Source organism: Streptomyces sp. NPDC107471, assembly GCF_055582845.1.
The window spans coordinates 403,372-422,476 of record NZ_JBVJPC010000001.1 but is presented as its reverse complement, the minus strand read 5'-3'; the positions used below and the strand labels follow the sequence as shown (position 1 = coordinate 422,476).

Here is a 19,105-nt window from a genome sequence, read left to right as displayed (position 1 = left end):
GGCGCCCCCGATCCCGGTGTCCCGCTACGGCAGGTCCCGCTGGTACGTCTTGTCCTCGTCGGAGTCGTAGACCAGTCGGCCGCCCCGGTCGTAGCCCTTGACGTGCGGGCTCCTGGTGACCTGGGCGTTCAGGGTGCCGGAGGCGACGAACCAGCCGTGGTCGAGGACCGCCTCGGTGGCGGCGCCGCCGTAGGAGACGGTCACCTCGGCCACGCCCGGTTCGACCGTGCCGATGAAGCCCCAGCCGAACGGCAGCCGCCACTTGCCCTTGTCCAGGAACGACTGCTGGTAGAGCTTGTTGGCGTTGACGTCGGCCAGCACGGGCGGGGAGTCCGGCTGCCGGTCGCTGCCCACACTGGTGTTCAGCCCCGACGCCTCGCCGTTCTTCACGTTGCAGATCAGCCGGGTCTGCCTCGGCTTCTCCTTCACGGCGACCACGAACATGCCGTCGCCGGGCGAGTTGGAGTCACCGGTGCTCTCCAGCGCCAGGATGATCCGGTACTCGTCGGCCGCGCCGAGGTCGGCGGAGGGCAGGCCGCCGTGGGTCACGCGGTCCCGGTCGTAGGCGAGGCACTTGTCGAGCCCGTCCGCCGCCTGCTCCAGCGTGATCCCGTCCCGGAGCTGCCCCGCCGTGGCCGGCCCCGCGGGCCCGGTGGGCGTGGGGGAGGGGGCGGTGGTCGGCCGGGCGCTCGCCGAAGCCGTGGGGGTCGTGGCCGTGTCGGCCGTCCCCGTCCCGCCGCCGCCCACCGCGAACGCCCCCACCGGCACCGCGGCCAGGGTCACCAGGACCGCTCCCGCGACCGCCACCCGCCGGCGCCGCTCGGCGACGCCCTGGCGGCGGATCTGCGGGTACGGCACCGGCGCGGGCCGGATCGTGTACGCGTCCTCGGCGAGCAGCTCCCGCAGTTGCTCCTCGAAGTCCCGCTCCGCTTCCTCACTCATCTCGTGCCTCCCTGCGGGGCGCGGTCCATGACCTGCGCGAGCCCCGGATACGTACGCAACTTCGCCAGTCCCTTGGACGCCTGGCTCTTGACCGTGCCCTGCGAGCAGCCGAGCACCTCGGCGGCCTCCGCCTCCGACAGGTCCTCCCAGTAGCGCATCACGACCACGGCCCGCTGCCTGGGCGGGAGTTGGGCCAGCGCGGCCATCAGCACACCGCGTTCGTCGACCCGGGCCACGGCCTCGTCGCGGCCCGCGCGCTCGGGCGGCGCGTCGGTCAGCGACTCCTTCACGCGCCGCTTGCGGAAGCGGTCGCTGTTGCAGGTGACCAGCATCCGCCGGATGTACGCCTCCGGGTTGTCGCTGCCCGACACACGCCGCCAGGAGCGGTACGCCTTCGCCAGCGCGGTCTGCGTCAGGTCCTCGGCGTGATGGGCGTCGCCGGTGAGCAGGTAGGCGGTCCGCACGAGGTGCGACCACCTGGCTCTGACGAATTCCTGGAACCGGTCCTCTAGTTCGGCCTGCATCTGGCACCCTCCCTCGCCCACCAGACCACCGGGGGAGCGGATTCGGTTGCCCGCTCGTCGATGACGGGTTCGAATGGGGGCATGGAGGGGTGGGACGAACACGGGCAAGGCATTGTGCGGCTGCCGTCCGGGCGTCTGGTGCGGGGCCGCGGTCTGCGGTACCCGCTGGATCCGGCCGCGCCGCCACCGGCGTACGGCATCTATCTGCTCGGGGACGGCCCGCCGGAGGTTCCCTGGGCCTCCCGCTGGGTCCGCTGGCCGGACTTCCGGCTGCCCGCGGACCACGGGGAGGCCCGTGACGTCCTGGTGGACGCCTGGGAACGCGCGGCCGCGGAACGGGTCGAGATCGCCTGCGGGGGCGGCCGGGGCCGCACCGGGACGGCCCTGGCCTGCCTGGCGGTCCTGGACGGCGTACCGCCGCGGGAGGCGGTCGCGTACGTGCGCACGCACTACCACCGGCGAGCGGTGGAGACCCCCTGGCAGCGGCGGTACGTCCGCCGGTTCTGACCGGTCAGCCGAGGACGCCGGCGACCACCGCGGCCGCGTCGGCGACCAGGGCGTCGTCCCGTACGGCGTCCTGCGCGGGCATGGTCGACAGCACCGACAGGACGATCGGGTCGCCGTCCCCGGTCCAGACGACACCCACGTCGTTGGCGGTGCCGTAGGAGCCGCTGCCGGTCTTGTCGGCGATCGTCCACGTCTTCGGCAGGCCCGCGTGGAAGCGGTTCACGCTGGTCGTGTTGTGCAGCAGCCAGTGCGTGAGCAGCTCCCGGTCCCGCCGGTTCAGCGCGTCGCCGAGGACCAGCCTGCCGTAGGTGCGGCCGACGGCGTACGGGCTTGTCGTGTCCGTGCGCCGCCACGGCTCGGCGGTGTTCAGCTCGGGCTCCCAGCGGTCCAGGCGGGTCACCCGGTCGCCGAGGGAGCGGGCGAAGCGGGTGATCGCGGTGGGGCCGCCGATCTCGCGCAGGAGGAGGTTGCCGGCCGTGTTGTCGCTGTAGGTGATGGCCACCTCGGCGAGCCCGGCGATCGTCATGCCCTCCGCCAGATGTGCCGCGGTCTGGTCGGAGCCCGGGATCACCAGGTCGTCCTCGGTGTAGTGGATGCGGCGGTCCAGCACCTCGCCGTGCCGGTCCAGGTCGCGCAGGACGGCCGCGGCGGCGAGGGTCTTGAACACCGAGCACATCGGGAAGCGCTCGTCGGCGCGGTACCGCACGGACCGTCCGGTCGAGGGGCGGTGGGCGAAGACGCCGAGCCGGGCGCCGTAGCGCTCCTCCAGCGCGCGGAGCCGGGCGGTGACGCCGTCGGCCGCGTGAGCGCCGGTGCCGGTCAGGAGCGTGGCGGCGGCGGTCGTACCGGCCAGCAGGGTGCGTCGGGACAGTTTTCCGGAGCCTGAGATCGTGCTCTCCTTTGCTCGGTGACGGTTACCGGTCTCTTGGATGATCGACGCCGAGGGCTCATCCCTTGGTTGCGTCACGCGGGCAGGAGAGGTCCTCGGCGGGCCGCTGGCCGGTGGCCAGGAAGCGGGACACGGCCGCGTCGCCGCACGCGGTGCCGTTGTCCAGGTAGGCGTCATGGCCGGTGGAGTCGTTGACGACCATGACGGCCCGTCGGCCGAGCGCCTCGCGCAGCTTGAGGGCGCCGCTGAGCGGGGTGGCCACGTCCCGCGCGTTCTGCACCATGAGGATGTTGGACGGGCCGCGGTCGGTGATGTGCACCGGCGCCTCCCTCGGCTCCCACGGCCAGGCGGCGCACGGCATCGCGTTCCTCGGCATGCCCCCGGTCAGCGGGTACCGGGAGCGGCTCTCGGCCACGGCCGCGCGGTACGCCTCCGGGTCGTCCGGCCAGTCGACGTCGTTGCAGATGGTGGCGGCGCCGACCGCGGTGTAGTTCTGCAGGACGGCCTCGGGCGGGCCCGCCGGGGCGGCCGGCACCGTGCCCTTCCGGGCGGCGAGGATCAGCCTGGCGAGGTCCGGGTAGCCCTCCGGGTCGTAGAAGGAGTCGAGCATCGCCTGGCGCAGGACGTTGCCGTTCAGCTCCTCGGGGTTGTTGCCCGGCCAGGGGATCGGCTCGCGGTCGAGGCGGGCGGCGAGGCGGAGGAACAGCGGGCGCACCTCGGCGGCGGTGTCGGCCAGGCGGTCCGGGTTGCCGGGTGCGGAGGCCCATGCGGCGAACTCCGGGAAGTTGTCCTCAACGCCCTGCTCGAAGGCGTTGAGCCAGGCGCGCTCCCCGAGGACGGGGTCCGCGTGGTCGTTGCTGTCCAGGACGACACGGTCGGTGCGCCGGGGGAACAACTGGAGGTAGGCGTCGGCGACATAGGTGCCGTAGGACACGCCCCACGCGGACACCTTGCGCTCGCCGAGCGCGGCCCGCACGCGGTCGAGGTCACGGGCCTCGTTGAGGGTGCTGATGTGCCGGATCAGTTCGCCGCCGTTGCGTTCGCAGGCCTCGGAGATGCGCTTGCCGGCGGCCATGGTCGCGTCGACGGAGCCGTCCGGGGACGGCCAGGGCAGCAGGGTCGTGCGGGCCAGGTCCCGGTGTTCGAGGCCGCAGTCGACGGCCGTCGACGGGGCCATCCCGCGCGGTGCGAAGCCGATCAGGTCGTAGGCGTCCCGCACCTTCTTCGGCAGTCTCTGCCCTTTCCCGGACGGGTCGTTCATGCTGTCGCCGCCGGGTCCGCCGGGGATCAGCAGCAGGGCACCGCGCCGGGCGCGCGGGTTCTCGCCGGGGATGCGGGAGACGGCGATCTCGATGCTCGGGCCGCCCGGGTCCGCGTAGTCCATGGGCACCGAGACGGTCGTGCACTGCTGGCGCGGATCGAGGCCGCTGCCCTCGCACCTGGTCCACTTCAGTGCCGGGGTGCCGGAGTCGGCGGAGGCGGACAGCGGGGTCAGGACACCGAGGACGGCACCGGAGGCGGCGGCGATCAGGGCGAGGCTCTTGGTCGTCTGCTTCATGCGAGGAGCCTCGCGGATCGGCCGCCGTCGCCCCATCCGGTCAACTGCCCGATCAACAGGGGGGTTTACCCCCTCAGGGGTCGGGGGTTCCCCGTCTCGGGGTGCCCCCGTGAATGGCCGAAGTGTCGGTGGGGGTGTTTGTGCCGGTTCGGTTAGTCTCGAAGGCCCCGATGACGGAGGCGAGGCAGTGGTGGCGGCCAGTGTGGTGGTGATCGGCGCCGGGGTCTCGGGCCTCACCACGGCGGTGTGTCTCGCGGAGGCGGGCCTGGACGTCCGGGTGGACACCGACCGGCTGCCCGGTGCCTCGACCTCGGCCGCCGCTGGCGCGATGTGGGACCCGTACCTCGTCGAGCCGCGTGACCTGGTCGACCGCTGGAGCCGCCGGACCCTGGCGGAGCTGACCGCGCTGAGCACGGACCCGGACACCGGCGTCCGGCTGCGGGAGGGCACCCACGAGTCCACGATCCCCTGCGACATGCCGTCCTGGGGCACGGTGGTCGGCGCGCTCCCGTGCCCGCCCGACGACCTCCGGGACGGCTATGTCACCGGCTGGCGCTACCGGGCCCCGCTCGTCGACATGCCCCGCTACCTCGACCATCTGCAACGACGGCTGGAGCGGGCCGGCGGAATCGTTCGCAGGCGCCGCCACCACACCCTCGGCGAGGCCCTCCGCGAGGCCCCGGTGGTCGTCAACTGCACCGGCGCGCAAGCCCGGTTCCTCGCCGACGACCCGGCGGTGGACGCGGTGCGGGGCCGGCTCGTCGTGGTCGAGAACCCGGGCATCGACACCTTCTTCTGCGACGACACCCCCGGCGCCGAGGATCTCACCTACATCTACCCCCACGCCGACGCGGTGGTCCTGGGCGGCACCGCCGAGCCCGGCGCCTGGGACCTGCGGCCCGACGAGGACGCGGCCCGGGAGATCGTACGGCGTTGCACGGCGGTCGAACCGAAGCTCGCCGGCGCCCGGGTGATCGGGCAGCGGGTGGGCCTGCGCCCGGTCCGCACCGGCGTCCGGCTCACCGACGAGAGACACGGCGACCGCCTCCTCGTGCACAACTACGGCCACGGCGGAGCGGGTGTGACCCTGTCCTGGGGCTGCGCCCGGGAGGTCGTGGACCGGGTCCGGGCCGCCCTGGGCACTACGCCCTGATCCGCCACTGCCGGCGCTCGGCGATGTCCGCCTCCGCGCCCCGACGGAACAGATACAGCCAGGTCCGCGCCACCAGCACCGTCATCAGGGCGATGGTCCACGGCCAGCTCGTCGCGTCCGCCGCCACCAGCGCCGCGCCGACGGTCGGGGACGCGGCGGTGAACACCTTGAGGGCCAGTTCGGTACGGCTGCGGCGGAACCGGTGCGCGATGGAGAACTCCGAGCGCTCGTACCAGCCGATCGCGGCACTGAGGACCACGGCCAGGACCATGGTGGTCCAGGGATCACCGCTGGCCTGCGCGTAGGTGACGGGCAGCGAGATCACGAAGGGCAGGACCCCGCCGTACTCGGAGAGGACGTTCCCCCATTTCATGATCCGGCCGAAGGAGTTGGAGCGGATGCGGGCCAGCTCGCCGGACGCGCTCGCGTAGACGATCAGCGACAGCACGGTCGCGAAGGTCGCCCCGATGAGCAGCAGCCGTACGTCGTCGGGGAACCGGGTCGAGGAGAACGCGAAGCCCAGCAGGAAGGTGACGGCGGCGAGGATCGAACCGGAGAAGGCGATACCGGCAGCGGCCTCCCCGGACTGCAGGGCGGCGGGGTCGTCGCGCTCGAACCGGGCGATCTCGAAGGCGGGTTCACCGCCCAGGGTCACCAGTGCCGTCACCGCGTGGTCGGCGGGCGCGAGCGACTCGGCGAGCTGCTCGCGCGCGGAGACGGGCACGAGATGCCGGGCCTCCGGATCGATGTACTCCACGCGGGACTTGTACTGGTAGTGGACGGGCCGGCCGGGCAGCCGCATCACCCGGGTCCCTATGAACCCGCACCCCAACAGCAGTCTCGTGAGCGCCAGTTGGTCGGTCCGTGCCATCGCGGAGACCAGCGGCGGCTCGTCCGGCCGGTGGAGCAGCGCGTGCAGCAGCTCGTCGAGGAGCCGTGCGGCCACTCCCTGCCGACGCGACTCCTCCCGTACGGCGACGACGGTCAGCCGCGCGTGCCCCGGGGACGGTGTCTCCGCGGCGACACACCCCACCAACTCCCCGTCGGACACGGCCACGCGCACGAGGTCCCGGTCCACGGCCTCGGCGAGGAGCGCCGGTGACGGGATGTCCCGCGGTTCACAGACATCGGCCAGCAGGGAGCGCAGCGCGGTCAGATCGCCGGGGCGGGCCGCCCGTACCGGCCGCTCGGTCACTACTTGAGCAGCCCGAGGAACTGGGTCCAGGTGTCGGTGGGGAAGACGAGGACGGGGCTGTCGGTGCCGAGTTTGGAGTCGCGGACCGGCAGGGCGCCGGGGACTCCGTCGGTGACCTCGACGCAGCTACCGCCCTCGCCGTTGCTGTAGCTGCTCTTGCGCCAGCGGGCGTTGCTCAGGTCGTACTCGCGCATCGTCTGAAGTCCTCCGCCGCCGACTCGACCAGGGCCAGGGACGCCTCCGGCGACAGCGCGGCGACCCTGAGCAGATCGTATGCGCGCTGCGCCCGTTTCACCACGGCCGGATCGTCGATGAGCGTTCCCGAAAACGCCGTCTCTGTATAGGCGAGTGGAGGTGCGTCGTCGAACTCCATGAGCTGTAGCATCCCGGCGATCGAGGCGTAGGCCCCGGCCGCGAACGGCACCACCGTCAGCCACACCTTGCGGTCCTGCATCAGCCGGGCGATGTAGTCCAGTTGCTCGGCCATGGACTGCGGCCCACCGACCGGGATGCGCAGCACGCTCTCGTGCAGGACCACCCAATACTCGGGCCTGGTCGCGTCCTTGAGGATCCGTGCCCGTTCCAGGCGGGCGGCGACCTTCTCCTCGACGTACTCGTCCGTGACGAACGGATTCGCGGCGATCGTCACGGCTCCGGCATAAGCGGCCGTTTGCAGCAGGCCCGGCACCACCGTCGGCGCGAACTCGCAGATCCTCGTCGCCGTGCGTTCGAACTCCACCACCTGCGCGAAGTAATCCGCATACCGCTTGTCGTCGATGAGCTTCCTGCACAGGCGCTCGAAAATACCGTCGGTTTGTAGAACTTCGTCGATCCGCTGGGAGATATCCAGTTGCGGCTTTCGAAAAGCCTGCTCGAACTGCCCGATATAAGCGCCGGAGACGAAGACGCGTGATCCCAGCTCGGCCTGGGTCATCCCCACCTCCTCCCGGTGTCGCCGCAGTTCCGTTCCGAAGAACTCCCATGCCGCCTGCCGTGAACCATTGGCCATGGCCAACCCCCTTGTTCAGCTTTGCACTTGTAGTGCACAGACTCCTGCCGAGTGTAGGGAAAGAAGGCCACCGCGGAGACGGGAAGAGTGAAACCGGAAAAAGGCGGGGAGTTCACGGGAATCGGCGTCTGGAGGGAATCGGTGAGGAAATTGCCCGTGGGCTCGTACGTCGTGGACACCCGTACCGGGAGGTCCGGCGTGGTGATGGGGCACGAGGGGCCGTACGTCCAACTCAGACCCCACGGCGGCGGCCGGGAGTGGGACGCGGCACCGGAGGCCGTCCGGGAGGACACCCCGGCGGAGGAGCCGAAGATCACCGGCGGGTTCGGGTCCGCCGAGGAGGGCCGGCCGTAACCGGGGACACCGGCGAGCACGGTCCCGGGTAGGCGAGAATGGACTCATGAGTCTGTTCCGCGAAGAGGGCACCGCGCCGCGCACCCGGCGCGGGGGTGTGCGATGAGTCTCTTCCGGGACGACGGGGTCGTGCTGCGGACGCAGAAGCTGGGCGAGGCGGACCGGATCATCACGCTGCTCACGCGCGGGCACGGCCGGGTGCGGGCCGTGGCCAGGGGCGTGCGGCGGACGAAGTCGAAGTTCGGGGCGCGGCTGGAGCCGTTCTCCCACGTGGACGTGCAGTTCTTCGCGCGGGGGAGCGAGCTGGTCGGGCGCGGGCTGCCGCTGTGCACGCAGAGCGAGACGATCGCGCCGTACGGTGGCGGGATCGTCTCCGACTACGCCCGGTACACCGCCGGGACGGCCATGCTGGAGACCGCCGAGCGGTTCACCGATCACGAGGGCGAGCCGGCCGTCCAGCAGTACCTGCTGCTCGTGGGGGCCCTGCGCACCCTCGCCCGGGGCGAGCACGCGCCCCACCTCGTCCTCGACGCGTTCCTGCTCCGCTCCCTCGCGGTCAACGGCTACGCCCCGAGCTTCAGCGACTGCGCGCGCTGCGGCATGACCGGCCCGAACCGCTTCTTCTCGGTGGCCGCGGGCGGCTCGGTCTGCGTGGACTGCCGGGTGCCCGGCAGCGTCGTACCGTCGCCGCAGACCCTGGAACTCCTCGCCGCGCTGCTTACGGGAGACTGGGAGACCGCGGACGCGAGCGAGCCGCGGTACGTCCGGGAGGGCAGCGGGCTGGTGTCCGCCTACCTGCACTGGCACATGGAGCGCGGGCTGCGCTCACTTCGGTACGTGGAAAAGTCGTAGAGCACCACAGTCGTAGAGCACCACTGAGGAGACGAGAAGCACCATGGTCGTAAACGGGATCCTGGGGCGCCGGCGGCGCGAGTACAGGGCGCCGGAGCCGCACCCGTCGGGTGCCCGCGCGCCGAAGCTCCCCGGTGAGCTGATCCCCGAGCATGTGGCGATCGTCATGGACGGGAACGGCCGGTGGGCAAAGGAGCGCGGCCTGCCCCGCACCGAGGGGCACAAGGTCGGCGCCGAGCGGGTCCTCGACGTGTTGCAGGGCGCGATCGAGGCCGGCGTGAAGAACATCTCGCTCTACGCCTTCTCCACCGAGAACTGGAAGCGCTCGCCCGACGAGGTCCGCTTCCTGATGAACTTCAACCGCGACTTCATCCGCAAGACCCGCGACCAGCTCGACGAGCTCGGCATCCGGGTGCGCTGGGTGGGCCGGATGCCCAAGCTGTGGAAGTCCGTCGCCAAGGAGCTCCAGGTCGCCCAGGAGCAGACCAAGGGCAACGACAAGCTCACGCTGTACTTCTGCATGAACTACGGCGGCCGCGCCGAGATCGCCGATGCCGCGCAGGCCCTCGCCGAGGACGTGAAGGCCGGCCGCCTCGACCCGTCCAAGGTCACCGAGAAGACCCTCGCGAAGTACCTGTACTACCCGGACATGCCCGACGTGGACCTCTTCCTGCGGCCCAGCGGCGAGCAGCGCACCTCCAACTACCTGCTCTGGCAGAGCGCGTACGCAGAGATGGTCTTCCAGGACGTGCTGTGGCCGGACTTCGACCGCCGCGACCTGTGGCGGGCGTGCGTGGAGTTCGCCTCCCGGGACCGCCGCTTCGGCGGGGCCGTGCCGAACGAGGAGCTGCTCGCCATGGAGGAAGCGATGAAGGGCGAGCCGGAGCACTGACCTCCGACCCGCCCCGTGTCGCTCAGGGGATCAGCCGGTCGTCACCGCGGTGTCGTCGACGACGAAGCTGGTCTGGAGCGAGGAGTCCTCGACGCCCGTGAACTTCAGGGCGACCGTCTGGCCCGCGTAGGCCGACAGGCTGAGGGACTTCTGGACGTACCCGGAGGCCGCGTTCAGGTTCGAGTACGTGGCCAGGGTCGTCGATCCGGCGGTCACCGTCAGCTTGTCGTACTGCGTGCTGGTGGTGGTCTCCGCGGTGTCGACGTGCAGGTAGAAGGTGAGCTTCGTCCCCGTGCAGGCGCTGGGGATCGTCACCGACTGGGAGAGCGTGTCGGTGTGGGTGGAGCCGTAGCCGTCCAGCCACGCCTTGTAGGAGCCGGTGCGGGCGGCCTGGTCGCTGTCGTTGGTGATCACACCGCTGCTGGCGGTCCAGGTCGTGTTGCCCGACTCGAAGCCCTGGTTGCCGAGGAGCTGCGCGGAGGTGCAGCCACCGCCGCCCGACGAGCTCACCGTCCAGGTGAAGGACGCGGTGCCGGTGGCTCCCGTGCTGTCGGTCGCCGTGACCGTGGTGCTGTAGCTGCCGGCCGTGGTCGGGGTGCCGGAGACCAGCCCCGTGGAGCCGCTGATCGACAGGCCGGCGGGCAGTCCGGAGGCCGTGTAGGTCAGTGAGCCGCCGTTGGTGCTGCTCGCACCGATCTGGAGACTCACGGCCGTGCCGACCGTGCTGGACTGGCTGCCCGGGTTGGTCACCGTCACGCCGGTCGACGGCACGGTGATGTGGCTGCCGACGTTGATGCCCGCGAAGGCGTTGCCGACCCCGGCGTACTGCGTGGAGTTGGTGCCGTACAGGGCGGCCGCCGCGTTCAGGGCGGCGGTGCGGGCCCCGGCGTAGTTGGTGCTGGACGTCATGTACGTGGTCAGCGCCTTGTACCAGATCTGCAGGGCGGCGGCCCGGCCGATCCCGGCGACGGCGACCCCGTCGGAGGTCGTGCTGGTGTAGGTGACGCCGTTGATGGTCTTGGTGCCGCTGCCCTCGGAGAGCAGGTAGAACATGTGGTTCGCGGGCCCGGACGAGTAGTGCACGTCGAGGTTGCCGACGCCCGAGTACCAACTGTCCGCCGAGCCGCCGTCCTTGCTCGGCTTGTCCATGTAACGCAGCGGCGTGCCGTCGCCGTTGATGTCGATCTTCTCGCCGATGAGGTAGTCGCCGACGTCGGAGGAGTTGCCCGCGTAGAACTCCACGCCGGTGCCGAAGATGTCGGAGGTGGCCTCGTTGAGGCCGCCCGACTCACCGGTGTAATTGAGCCCGGCCGTGTTGGACGTCACGCCGTGGCTCATCTCGTGCCCGGCCACGTCCAGCGAGGTCAGCGCGTGGGTGCTGCCCGAGCCGTCGCCGTAGGTCATGCAGAAGCAGTCGTCGTCCCAGAAGGCGTTGACGTACCCCGAGCTGTAGTGGACGCGGCTGTAGGCGGCGACCCCGTCGTTCTTGATGCCGCTGCGGCCGAAGGTGTTCTTGTAGAAGTCCCAGGTCTCCTGGGCGCCGTAGTGGGCGTCCACCCCGGCGGTCTGGGTGTTGGAGCCGGAGCCGGTGCCCCACACGTCGTCGGAGTCGGTCATCAGGGTGCCGGTGCCCGAGGTGCCGTTGTTGAGGCTGTACGTCTTGTGGCCGCCGCGGCCGGTGTCGTAGAGCTGGTAGGTCGACCCGGAGAGTGTGGTCCCCAGGGTGACCGTGCCGCTGTACTGGCTGTTGCCGGTGCCGGTCTCGACGCCCTCGAAGCGGGAGAGCTCGGCGCCGGTGCCGGCGTCGGTCACGACGTGCAGCTTGCTGGGCGTGCCGTCGTCCTGGAAGCCGGAGACCACCGTCTCCCAGGCGAGCTTCGGCGTACCCGAACCGGCCCAGATCACCTTGCGGGCGCTCTGCGTCGCGGGGTCCTCCGCCTTGAGCGCCTTGGCCGCCTTCAGCGCCTTGGACTCGGCGGCCGCCTTGCCGAAGGTGGCGGTCGTCGACCTGACCGAGACGGTACGGCGGTTGTTGTTGAAGGTGGTGCTCACGGTCCCGGCGGCGAGGGAGGCCGGGGGCGTGTGCACGACCAGGTCGCCGCCGAGGACGGGCAGGCCGTCGTAGGTGCGCTCGTAGCGGGTGTGCAGGGTGCCGTCGTTGTCCTTGACGACGTCCTTGACGACCAGTTTCTCCTTGGCCCCGAGGCCCAGGGAGTCGGCGGTCGCCCCGGCCCTGCCGGAGGCGCTCTTGATCAGTGCGGTGCGCTGGGCCGGGGAGAGCTGGGTCTCCAGCCCTCCGGTGCGCAGCGGGCCGGGGTGGGGGGCGGCGGGGCCGGCGGCGGCCGGCACCGTCTGGACGCCTACGGCGAGGAGGGACGCGGCGGCCACCAGGGACGCGGCGACGGCTGATCTTCGGGAGGAGGGTCTCACTCGTACTCCTACTGCGACGACGGGGTGGGGTGCCGTGCGGGACCTGCGTGAGAGCTGGACGGAGCGTGGCACGGTTGACCGGGTCATGTCATGCAGAGGAGTGGGAGCCAAGGGTTATCCCTCGGCTCCGCTGTGAGTTGCTTGTGGATCAGACCTGGGCGGCCGCGCAGTCCGCGCAGGTGCCGAAGATCTCCACGGTGTGCGCCACGTTGACGTAGCCGTGCTCGGCGGCGATCGCGTCGGCCCACTTCTCGACGGCCGGGCCCTCGACCTCCACGGCCTTGCCGCAGACCCGGCAGACGAGGTGGTGATGGTGGTCACCGGTGGAGCAGCGCCGGTAGACGGACTCGCCGTCGGAGGTGCGCAGGACGTCCACCTCGCCCGCGTCGGCGAGGTTCTGGAGCGTGCGGTAGACCGTGGTCAGACCGACGGCGTCGCCCTTGTGCTTGAGCATGTCGTGCAGTTCCTGTGCGCTGCGGAACTCGTCGACCTCGTCGAGGGCCGCCGCCACGGCGGCCCGCTGCCGGGTGGCGCGGCCCTTCACTGGCGGTCCTGCGGTCGTCACGGGTTCCTCCTTCGTTCGGCGCCTGCCGGGCCATTGTGCCAGCCCGGCCTGTGCCCGGTCAGACGCCGACCGGGCCGTCCGCCCCCCGACTGGCCGGAATCACACACTCCGCGGGATCCGGGGCGGGCTGCGCGGCGGCCGCCGCCCGGGCCCGTCGCCTGGCCAGCGGAGTGGCGAGCCCGGTCAGCAGGACGAAGGCCCCGATGGTCAGCAGCACGATCGTCGCGCCGGGCGGCACGTCCTGGTAGTACGAGGTCACGGTGCCGCCGAGGGTCACCGTCACACCGATCGCCACCGCGATCGCGAAGGTGGCCGCGAAGCTCCGGCTGAGCTGCTGCGCCGCCGCCACCGGCACCACCATCAGCGCGCTCACCAGCAGCAGTCCGACCACCCGCATGGCGACGGTCACCGTCACCGCGGCCGTGACCGCCGTCAGCAGGTTGAGCGCGCGCACCGGAAGACCGGTGACCCGCGCGAACTCCTCGTCCTGGCTGACCGCGAAGAGCTGCCGGCGCAGCCCCAGGGTGACGAGCACCACGAACGCGGCCAGCACACAGATCGCCGTCACGTCCGACGCGGAGACCGTGGACAGCGAACCGAACAGGTACGACGTCAGGTTGGCGTTGGAGCCGCCGGGCGCGAGGTTGATGAACATCACGCCGCCGGCCATGCCGCCGTAGAAGAGCATCGCGAGGGCGATGTCGCCCCGGGTCCTGCCGTACCAGCGGATCAGCTCCATGAGGACCGCGCCGAGCACCGAGACCAGGGTGGCCATCCACACCGGCGACCAGGAGAGCAGGAAGCCGAGGCCGACACCGGTCATCGCGACATGGCCGATACCGTCGCCCATGAGGGCCTGGCGGCGCTGGACGAGGTAGATGCCGACGGCGGGGGCCGTGATGCCGACCAGGACGGCGGCGAGCAGGGCCCGCTGCATGAAGGCGTAGTCGAGGAAGTCCATCAGCTCAGCAGTCCCGTACGGATCGGCTCGTGGTCGTGGTCGTGGGGGTGGACGTGGTCGTGGCCGGGCAGGGCGTGCTGGCCGACCGCGCGCGGCGGTGGACCGTCGTGCTGCACACAGCCGTCGCGCAGGACGACCGCCCGGTCGATCAACGGCTCCAGGGGCCCGAGTTCGTGCAGCACGAGCAGGACCGTGGTGCCCTCGGCGACCTGGTCCCGCAGCGTCCGGGCCAGCACCTCCTGGCTCGCCAGGTCCACGCCGGCCATCGGCTCGTCCATGATCAGCAGTTCGGGTTCGGCGGCGAGGGCGCGGGCGATCAGCACCCGCTGGTGCTGGCCGCCGGACAGGGCGTTCACCGAGTCCTTCGCCCGGTCCGCCATGCCGACCAGCTCCAGAGCCCGGCGCACGGCCGCGTGGTCCGCCTTGCGCAGCACGCCGAAGCGGGCCCGGGACAGCCGTCCCGAGGAGACGATCTCGGTGACGGTCGCCGGGACGCCCCCCGCGGCGGTGGTGCGCTGCGGGACGTACCCGACCCGCGCCCAGTCCCGGAAGCGCCCGCGCGCAGTGCCGAAGAGCTCGACCTCCCCCGCGGCCACGGGGACCTGGCCGATGATCGTGCGGATCGCGGTGGACTTGCCGGAGCCGTTGGCGCCGAGCAGCGCGACGACCTCACCGCGGTGCACGGTGAGGTCGATGCCGCGCAGGACGGGCCGCGAACCCAGGTCGGCGCGGACCCCGCGCAGGGATACGACGGGCTCGGTCATGCCGTCCTCCGATGTCATTTCGCTCCCAGGGCCGTCTGCAGCGCCTTGAGGTTCGCTTCCTGGACGGCGAAGTAGTCCTTGCCGCGCGACTTCTCGGTGATGCCCTCGATCGGGTCGAGGACGTCCGTCTTCAGCCCGGCGTCGGAGGCGATGGTCTTCGCGGTCCTGTCGCTGACGAGCGTCTCGTAGAACACGGTGGTGACGCCGTCGGCCTTCGCCATCTTCTCAAGGTCCTTGACGCGGTTGGCACTCGGCTCCGACTCGGGGTCGAGGCCGTTGATGGCCTCCTCGGTCAGGCCGTAGCGCTCGGCGAGGTAGCCGAAGGCGGCGTGGGTGGTGATGAAGACCTTGCTGTCGGTGTTCTTCAGCCCTTCCGCGAACTGCGTGTTCAGGGCGTCGAGCTTCTTCACGAGGGCCGCGGTGTTGGTCCTGTAGGCGGCCGCGTGGTCCGGGTCGGCCTTCTCGAAGGCGGCGCCGACGCCCTTGGCGACCTCGGCGTACTTCACCGGGTCGAGCCAGATGTGGGGGTCCTTGCCGCCCGCTTCCTCGCCGTGTTCGTCGTCGTGCTCGGCCGCGTGGCCGCCGACCTCGTTGCCGTGCTCCTCCAGGGAGGTCAGGGTGGCCGCGTCGATCGTGGTCCCGACCCCGGCCTGGGCCACCGCGTCGTCGACGGAGGGCTGGAGGTTCTTCAGGTAGAGCACCGCGTCGGACTCCTGGAGCCGCGCGGTCTGCTGGGCGCTGATCTCCAGGTCGTGCGGCTCCTGGCCGGGCTCGGTCAGGCTGGTGACGCTCACGTGGTCGCCGCCGATCTGCTCGGCGAGGAAGGCCATCGGGTAGAAGGACGCGACGACGTCGAACTTGCCGGTGTCGCCCGCGGCGGCGCTGTCGGAGGAGCAGGCGGAGAGGGTGGCCAGGCCGAGAGCGGCGGCCGCGGCGGTGGCCACCGCGGGTATGGAGCGTCGTCGTACGTTCATGACAGTCATTTTCATCAAATATGGAAACCGTTGTCAACAAAGTCCCGGTCGCGAACCGATTTGATACCGGGGGTGGCCACGCCGGTAACCTGAGGCATTCGCTGCCGTCCATTCGTCATGAAGAGAGCACCGTGGCCGCCGACAAGATCGACACCATCGTCAGCCTGAGCAAGCGCCGGGGCTTCGTTTTCCCCAGTAGTGAGATCTACGGCGGTCAGCGCGCCGCCTGGGACTACGGACCGCTGGGTGTCGAGCTCAAGGAGAACCTGAAGCGTCAGTGGTGGCGTTACATGGTGACGTCCCGTGAGGACGTGGTCGGTATCGACTCGTCCGTGATCCTCGCCCCCGAGGTCTGGGTCGCGTCCGGTCACGTGGCCACCTTCACGGACCCGCTCACCGAGTGCACCTCCTGCCACAGGCGCTTCCGCGCCGACCACCTGGAGGAGGCGTACGAGGCCAAGAAGGGGCACGCCCCGGAGAACGGCCTCGCCGACGTGAACTGCCCCAACTGCGGCAACAAGGGCCAGTTCACCGAGCCCAAGCAGTTCTCGGGTCTGCTCTCCACCCACCTCGGCCCGACCCAGGACTCCGGCTCGGTGGCGTACCTGCGTCCCGAGACCGCGCAGGGAATCTTCACCAACTTCGCCCAGGTGCAGGTCGCTTCGCGCAAGAAGCCGCCGTTCGGCATCGCGCAGATGGGCAAGTCCTTCCGCAACGAGATCACGCCTGGCAACTTCATCTTCCGCACCCGCGAGTTCGAGCAGATGGAGATGGAGTTCTTCGTCAAGCCGGGCGAGGACGAGAAGTGGCAGGAGTACTGGATGGAGCAGCGCTGGAACTGGTACACCGGCCTCGGTCTCCGCGAGGAGAACATGCGCTGGTACGACCACCCGGCCGAGAAGCTCTCCCACTACTCCAAGCGCACCGCCGACATCGAGTACCGCTTCCAGTTCGGCGGCAACGAGTGGGGTGAGCTGGAGGGCGTGGCCAACCGCACCGACTACGACCTCAACGCCCACTCCAAGGCCTCCGGCCAGGACCTCTTCTACTACGACCAGGAGGCCGGCGAGCGCTGGACGCCGTACGTCATCGAGCCCGCGGCCGGTGTCGGCCGCGCGATGCTGGCGTTCCTGCTCGACGCCTACGTCGAGGACGAGGCCCCCAACGCCAAGGGCAAGCTGGAGAAGCGCACGGTGCTGCGCCTCGACCACCGTCTCGCCCCGGTGAAGGTCGCGGTCCTGCCGCTGTCCCGCAACGCCGAGCTGTCCCCGAAGGCCAAGGGCCTCGCCCAGACCCTGCGCCAGAACTGGAACATCGAGTTCGACGACGCCGGCGCGATCGGCCGCCGTTACCGGCGCCAGGACGAGATCGGCACGCCGTACTGCGTGACGGTCGACTTCGACACCCTCGACGACAACGCGGTGACGGTCCGCGAGCGCGACTCCATGAAGCAGGAGCGCGTCTCCCTCGACCAGATCGAGGGCTACCTGGCGAGCCGGCTCATCGGCTGCTAGCTCTCCCGGCTGTCATTGGCCCCCGATACAGGCCCGGCTTTGGCCCTGTGTCGGGGGCCGTTCGCTGTCCAGGCTGGGGCCCATGAGCCTCGCCTTCCTCCTCACCACCCTCGTCGTGGTCGCCACCCCCGGCACCGGAGTCGTCTACACGCTCGCCGCCGGACTCTCCCGCGGCCGGCGCGCGAGCGTGGTCGCCGCGTTCGCCTGCACGCTCGGGATCGTGCCGCACGTCCTGGCCACCGTCACCGGGCTGGCCGCGCTGCTGAACGCCAGCGCCCTGGCGTTCCAGGCGGTCAAGTACGCCGGGGTCGCCTACCTGCTGTACATGGCCTGGGCGACCGTGCGGGACAGGACGGTGATCGACGTCGACCAGGGCGACGCGCCCCGGTCACCGGGCCATGTGATCGCCCGGGGTGTGCTGATCAACCTCCTCAACCCGAAGCTGACGATCTTCTTCCTCGCGTTCCTGCCCCAGTTCGTGAACCCGGCCGAGCCGCACGCCCTGCCGCGCATGCTGGCGCTGAGCGGGGTCTTCATGCTGGCGACCTTCGTGGTCTTCGCCGGGTACGGGGTGCTCGCGGCCTCGGTACGCAGCCATGTGATCTCACGGCCCCGGGTGATGGCCTGGCTGCGGCGGAGCTTCGCGGGGTCCTTCGTCCTGCTGGGGGCGAAGCTGGCCACGACGGACGGGTGACGGGTAGCTGGTGACAACTGACAGATATTGAAATCTGTCAGTTGTCATGGCAGGGTGGGTGTCATGACGATGCGAACCCGAACCCTCGGCACCACCGGCCCCCAGGTCTCCGCACTCGGTCTCGGCTGCATGGGCATGTCCGGCATGTACGGCGAGACCGACCGGGCCGAGTCGATCGCCACCATCCACGCCGCCCTGGAGGCCGGCGTCACCCTGCTGGACACCGGCGACTTCTACGGCATGGGCCACAACGAACTCCTGATCAGCGAGGCGCTGCGCACCGCCCCGGCCGCCCTGCGCGAGAAGGCGCTGCTCAGCGTGAAGTTCGGCGCCCTGCGCGACCCGGACGGCGGCTGGTCCGGCTTCGACGGCCGGCCCGCCGCCGTGAAGAACTTCGCCGCGTACTCCCTCCAGCGCCTCGGCGTCGACCACATCGACGTCTACCGTCCCTCCCGGCTCGACCCCCGGGTGCCGATCGAGGAGACGGTCGGCGCGATCTCCGAACTGGTCGAGAAGGGCTGGGTCCGGCACATCGGGCTCAGCGAGGTCGGCGCCGACACCATCCGCCGGGCCGCCGCCACCGCCCCGATCGCCGACCTCCAGATCGAGTACGCGCTCATATCCCGGGGCCCCGAGCGGGAGATCCTGCCCACCCTGCGTGAGCTGGGCATCTCCGTCACCGCGTACGGAGTGCTCTCGCGCGGACTGATCTCCGGGCACCTCACGGCCGACCGGCCCCTCGCCGCGACCGACTTCCGGGCGCACTCGCCCCGTTTCCAGGGGGAGAACCTCCAGCACAACCTCGCGCTGGTCGAGTCCCTGCGCAGGATCGCCGGGGAGAAGGGCGTCACCGTCGCCCAGATCGCCATCGCCTGGGTCGCCTCCCGGGGCGACGACATCGTGCCGCTGGTCGGCGCGAGGACCCGCGAGCGGCTCGGGGAGGCCCTGGGCGCGCTGGACGTGACCCTGGAGCCCGCCGACCTCGCCGCCATCGAGGAGGCCGTACCGGCGGACGCGGCGGCGGGCGACCGGTACGCGGCGCCACAGATGGCCATGCTGGACAGCGAGAAGTGAACACCGTGCTGCCGGTTGCCGGTGGCTGTCGTGGGGCGGCTGCGGGTGGGTGGGGGCTGGTCGCGCAGTTCCCCGCGCCCCTGGGTGGGTGCCGTGCGGGTCGGCCGAGCCGTGCCCGTCCTGCGGTGAGCATCGTGCTGCCGGTCGCTGCTGCGGGCGGGTGGGGGCTGGTCGCGCAGTTCCCCGCGCCCCTGGGTGGGTGCCGTGCGGGTCGGCCGAGCCGTGCCCGTCCTGCGGTGAGCATCGTGCTGCCG

Annotated in this window: 20 protein-coding genes; 8 read left to right on the top strand and 12 right to left on the bottom strand. The window is 71.0% G+C overall.

What is annotated here, in order from left to right; genetic code table 11:
* Positions 1-24 precede the first annotated feature (24 nt).
* Complete coding sequence (locus ACZ66S_RS01885) at positions 25-942, bottom strand: hypothetical protein (protein ID WP_469898958.1); 918 nt, start codon at positions 940-942, stop codon at positions 25-27.
* Positions 939-1,466 carry a SigE family RNA polymerase sigma factor gene (locus tag ACZ66S_RS01880; RefSeq protein ID WP_469898957.1) on the bottom strand — a complete coding sequence of 176 codons (528 nt, stop codon included), beginning with the start codon at positions 1,464-1,466 and terminating at the stop codon, positions 939-941. Before ACZ66S_RS01880 ends, ACZ66S_RS01885 begins: the two co-directional genes overlap by 4 nt.
* An 81-nt stretch (positions 1,467-1,547) precedes the next feature.
* Between ACZ66S_RS01880 and ACZ66S_RS01875 the strand changes: the two genes are divergently transcribed.
* Positions 1,548-1,973 carry a protein-tyrosine phosphatase family protein gene (locus ACZ66S_RS01875; RefSeq protein WP_469898956.1) on the top strand — a complete coding sequence of 142 codons (426 nt, stop codon included), beginning with the start codon at positions 1,548-1,550 and terminating at the stop codon, positions 1,971-1,973.
* A 4-nt stretch (positions 1,974-1,977) separates the two neighbouring features.
* Here the strand turns inward: ACZ66S_RS01875 and bla are convergent, their stop codons facing one another.
* Positions 1,978-2,862 carry a class A beta-lactamase gene (gene bla / locus ACZ66S_RS01870; protein ID WP_469899660.1) on the bottom strand — a complete coding sequence of 295 codons (885 nt, stop codon included), beginning with the start codon at positions 2,860-2,862 and terminating at the stop codon, positions 1,978-1,980.
* A gap of 58 nt (positions 2,863-2,920) precedes the next feature.
* Positions 2,921-4,420, bottom strand: coding sequence for an alpha/beta hydrolase (locus ACZ66S_RS01865; protein ID WP_469898955.1), 1,500 nt, complete (start codon positions 4,418-4,420; stop codon positions 2,921-2,923).
* A 190-nt stretch (positions 4,421-4,610) separates the two neighbouring features.
* Between ACZ66S_RS01865 and ACZ66S_RS01860 the strand changes: the two genes are divergently transcribed.
* Positions 4,611-5,573, top strand: a complete 963-nt coding sequence (locus ACZ66S_RS01860; RefSeq protein ID WP_469898954.1) for an FAD-dependent oxidoreductase — start codon at positions 4,611-4,613, stop codon at positions 5,571-5,573.
* On the opposite strand, the gene ACZ66S_RS01855 is transcribed toward ACZ66S_RS01860, so the two are convergent.
* From ACZ66S_RS01855 to ACZ66S_RS01845, 3 genes are read right to left on the bottom strand one after another with little or no spacing between them, the layout of a single operon-like run.
* A complete protein-coding gene (locus ACZ66S_RS01855; RefSeq protein WP_469898953.1) occupies positions 5,563-6,768 on the bottom strand; it encodes a GNAT family N-acetyltransferase in 1,206 nt (401 codons plus the stop codon). The genes ACZ66S_RS01860 and ACZ66S_RS01855 overlap by 11 nt on opposite strands.
* Positions 6,768-6,962, bottom strand: coding sequence for a DUF397 domain-containing protein (locus ACZ66S_RS01850; protein WP_469898952.1), 195 nt, complete (start codon positions 6,960-6,962; stop codon positions 6,768-6,770). Before ACZ66S_RS01850 ends, ACZ66S_RS01855 begins: the two co-directional genes overlap by 1 nt.
* The gene (locus tag ACZ66S_RS01845) at positions 6,944-7,777 is read right to left on the bottom strand and encodes a helix-turn-helix domain-containing protein (protein ID WP_469898951.1); all 834 of its coding nucleotides are present in this window, start codon (positions 7,775-7,777) and stop codon (positions 6,944-6,946) included. Before ACZ66S_RS01845 ends, ACZ66S_RS01850 begins: the two co-directional genes overlap by 19 nt.
* A gap of 156 nt (positions 7,778-7,933) precedes the next feature.
* Between ACZ66S_RS01845 and ACZ66S_RS01840 the strand changes: the two genes are divergently transcribed.
* The 3 genes from ACZ66S_RS01840 (at position 7,934) to ACZ66S_RS01830 (ending at position 9,875) form a co-directional block, all read left to right on the top strand.
* The gene (locus ACZ66S_RS01840; RefSeq protein ID WP_469899693.1) at positions 7,934-8,131 is read left to right on the top strand and encodes a hypothetical protein; all 198 of its coding nucleotides are present in this window, start codon (positions 7,934-7,936) and stop codon (positions 8,129-8,131) included.
* Positions 8,132-8,233: 102 nt separating this feature from the next.
* The gene (gene recO / locus ACZ66S_RS01835) at positions 8,234-8,983 is read left to right on the top strand and encodes a DNA repair protein RecO (RefSeq protein ID WP_053851441.1); all 750 of its coding nucleotides are present in this window, start codon (positions 8,234-8,236) and stop codon (positions 8,981-8,983) included.
* Between the two features lie 43 nt (positions 8,984-9,026).
* A complete protein-coding gene (locus ACZ66S_RS01830) occupies positions 9,027-9,875 on the top strand; it encodes an isoprenyl transferase (RefSeq protein ID WP_469898950.1) in 849 nt (282 codons plus the stop codon).
* Between the two features lie 30 nt (positions 9,876-9,905).
* Here the strand turns inward: ACZ66S_RS01830 and ACZ66S_RS01825 are convergent, their stop codons facing one another.
* The 5 genes from ACZ66S_RS01825 to ACZ66S_RS01805 all read right to left on the bottom strand — a co-directional run bounded on the left by ACZ66S_RS01825 (position 9,906) and on the right by ACZ66S_RS01805 (position 15,569).
* On the bottom strand, positions 9,906-12,305 hold the full coding sequence (locus tag ACZ66S_RS01825) for a M4 family metallopeptidase (protein WP_469898948.1): 2,400 nt from the start codon (positions 12,303-12,305) through the stop codon (positions 9,906-9,908).
* Between the two features lie 148 nt (positions 12,306-12,453).
* A complete protein-coding gene (locus tag ACZ66S_RS01820; RefSeq protein WP_469898947.1) occupies positions 12,454-12,870 on the bottom strand; it encodes a Fur family transcriptional regulator in 417 nt (138 codons plus the stop codon).
* A 58-nt stretch (positions 12,871-12,928) separates the two neighbouring features.
* The gene (locus tag ACZ66S_RS01815) at positions 12,929-13,831 is read right to left on the bottom strand and encodes a metal ABC transporter permease (protein WP_469898946.1); all 903 of its coding nucleotides are present in this window, start codon (positions 13,829-13,831) and stop codon (positions 12,929-12,931) included.
* Positions 13,831-14,613 carry a metal ABC transporter ATP-binding protein gene (locus ACZ66S_RS01810; protein WP_469898945.1) on the bottom strand — a complete coding sequence of 261 codons (783 nt, stop codon included), beginning with the start codon at positions 14,611-14,613 and terminating at the stop codon, positions 13,831-13,833. Before ACZ66S_RS01810 ends, ACZ66S_RS01815 begins: the two co-directional genes overlap by 1 nt.
* A complete protein-coding gene (locus ACZ66S_RS01805) occupies positions 14,610-15,569 on the bottom strand; it encodes a metal ABC transporter substrate-binding protein (protein WP_469898943.1) in 960 nt (319 codons plus the stop codon). Before ACZ66S_RS01805 ends, ACZ66S_RS01810 begins: the two co-directional genes overlap by 4 nt.
* A gap of 131 nt (positions 15,570-15,700) precedes the next feature.
* Here ACZ66S_RS01805 and ACZ66S_RS01800 point away from each other — a divergent pair, with 131 nt between their 5' ends.
* From ACZ66S_RS01800 to ACZ66S_RS01790, 3 genes are all read left to right on the top strand, one after another.
* Positions 15,701-17,083, top strand: a complete 1,383-nt coding sequence (locus ACZ66S_RS01800) for a glycine--tRNA ligase (protein ID WP_469898941.1) — start codon at positions 15,701-15,703, stop codon at positions 17,081-17,083.
* Between the two features lie 82 nt (positions 17,084-17,165).
* The gene (locus ACZ66S_RS01795) at positions 17,166-17,777 is read left to right on the top strand and encodes a LysE family translocator (RefSeq protein WP_469898940.1); all 612 of its coding nucleotides are present in this window, start codon (positions 17,166-17,168) and stop codon (positions 17,775-17,777) included.
* Between the two features lie 63 nt (positions 17,778-17,840).
* Positions 17,841-18,851, top strand: coding sequence for an aldo/keto reductase (locus ACZ66S_RS01790; RefSeq protein WP_469898938.1), 1,011 nt, complete (start codon positions 17,841-17,843; stop codon positions 18,849-18,851).
* The last annotated feature ends 254 nt before the right edge of the window (positions 18,852-19,105 follow it).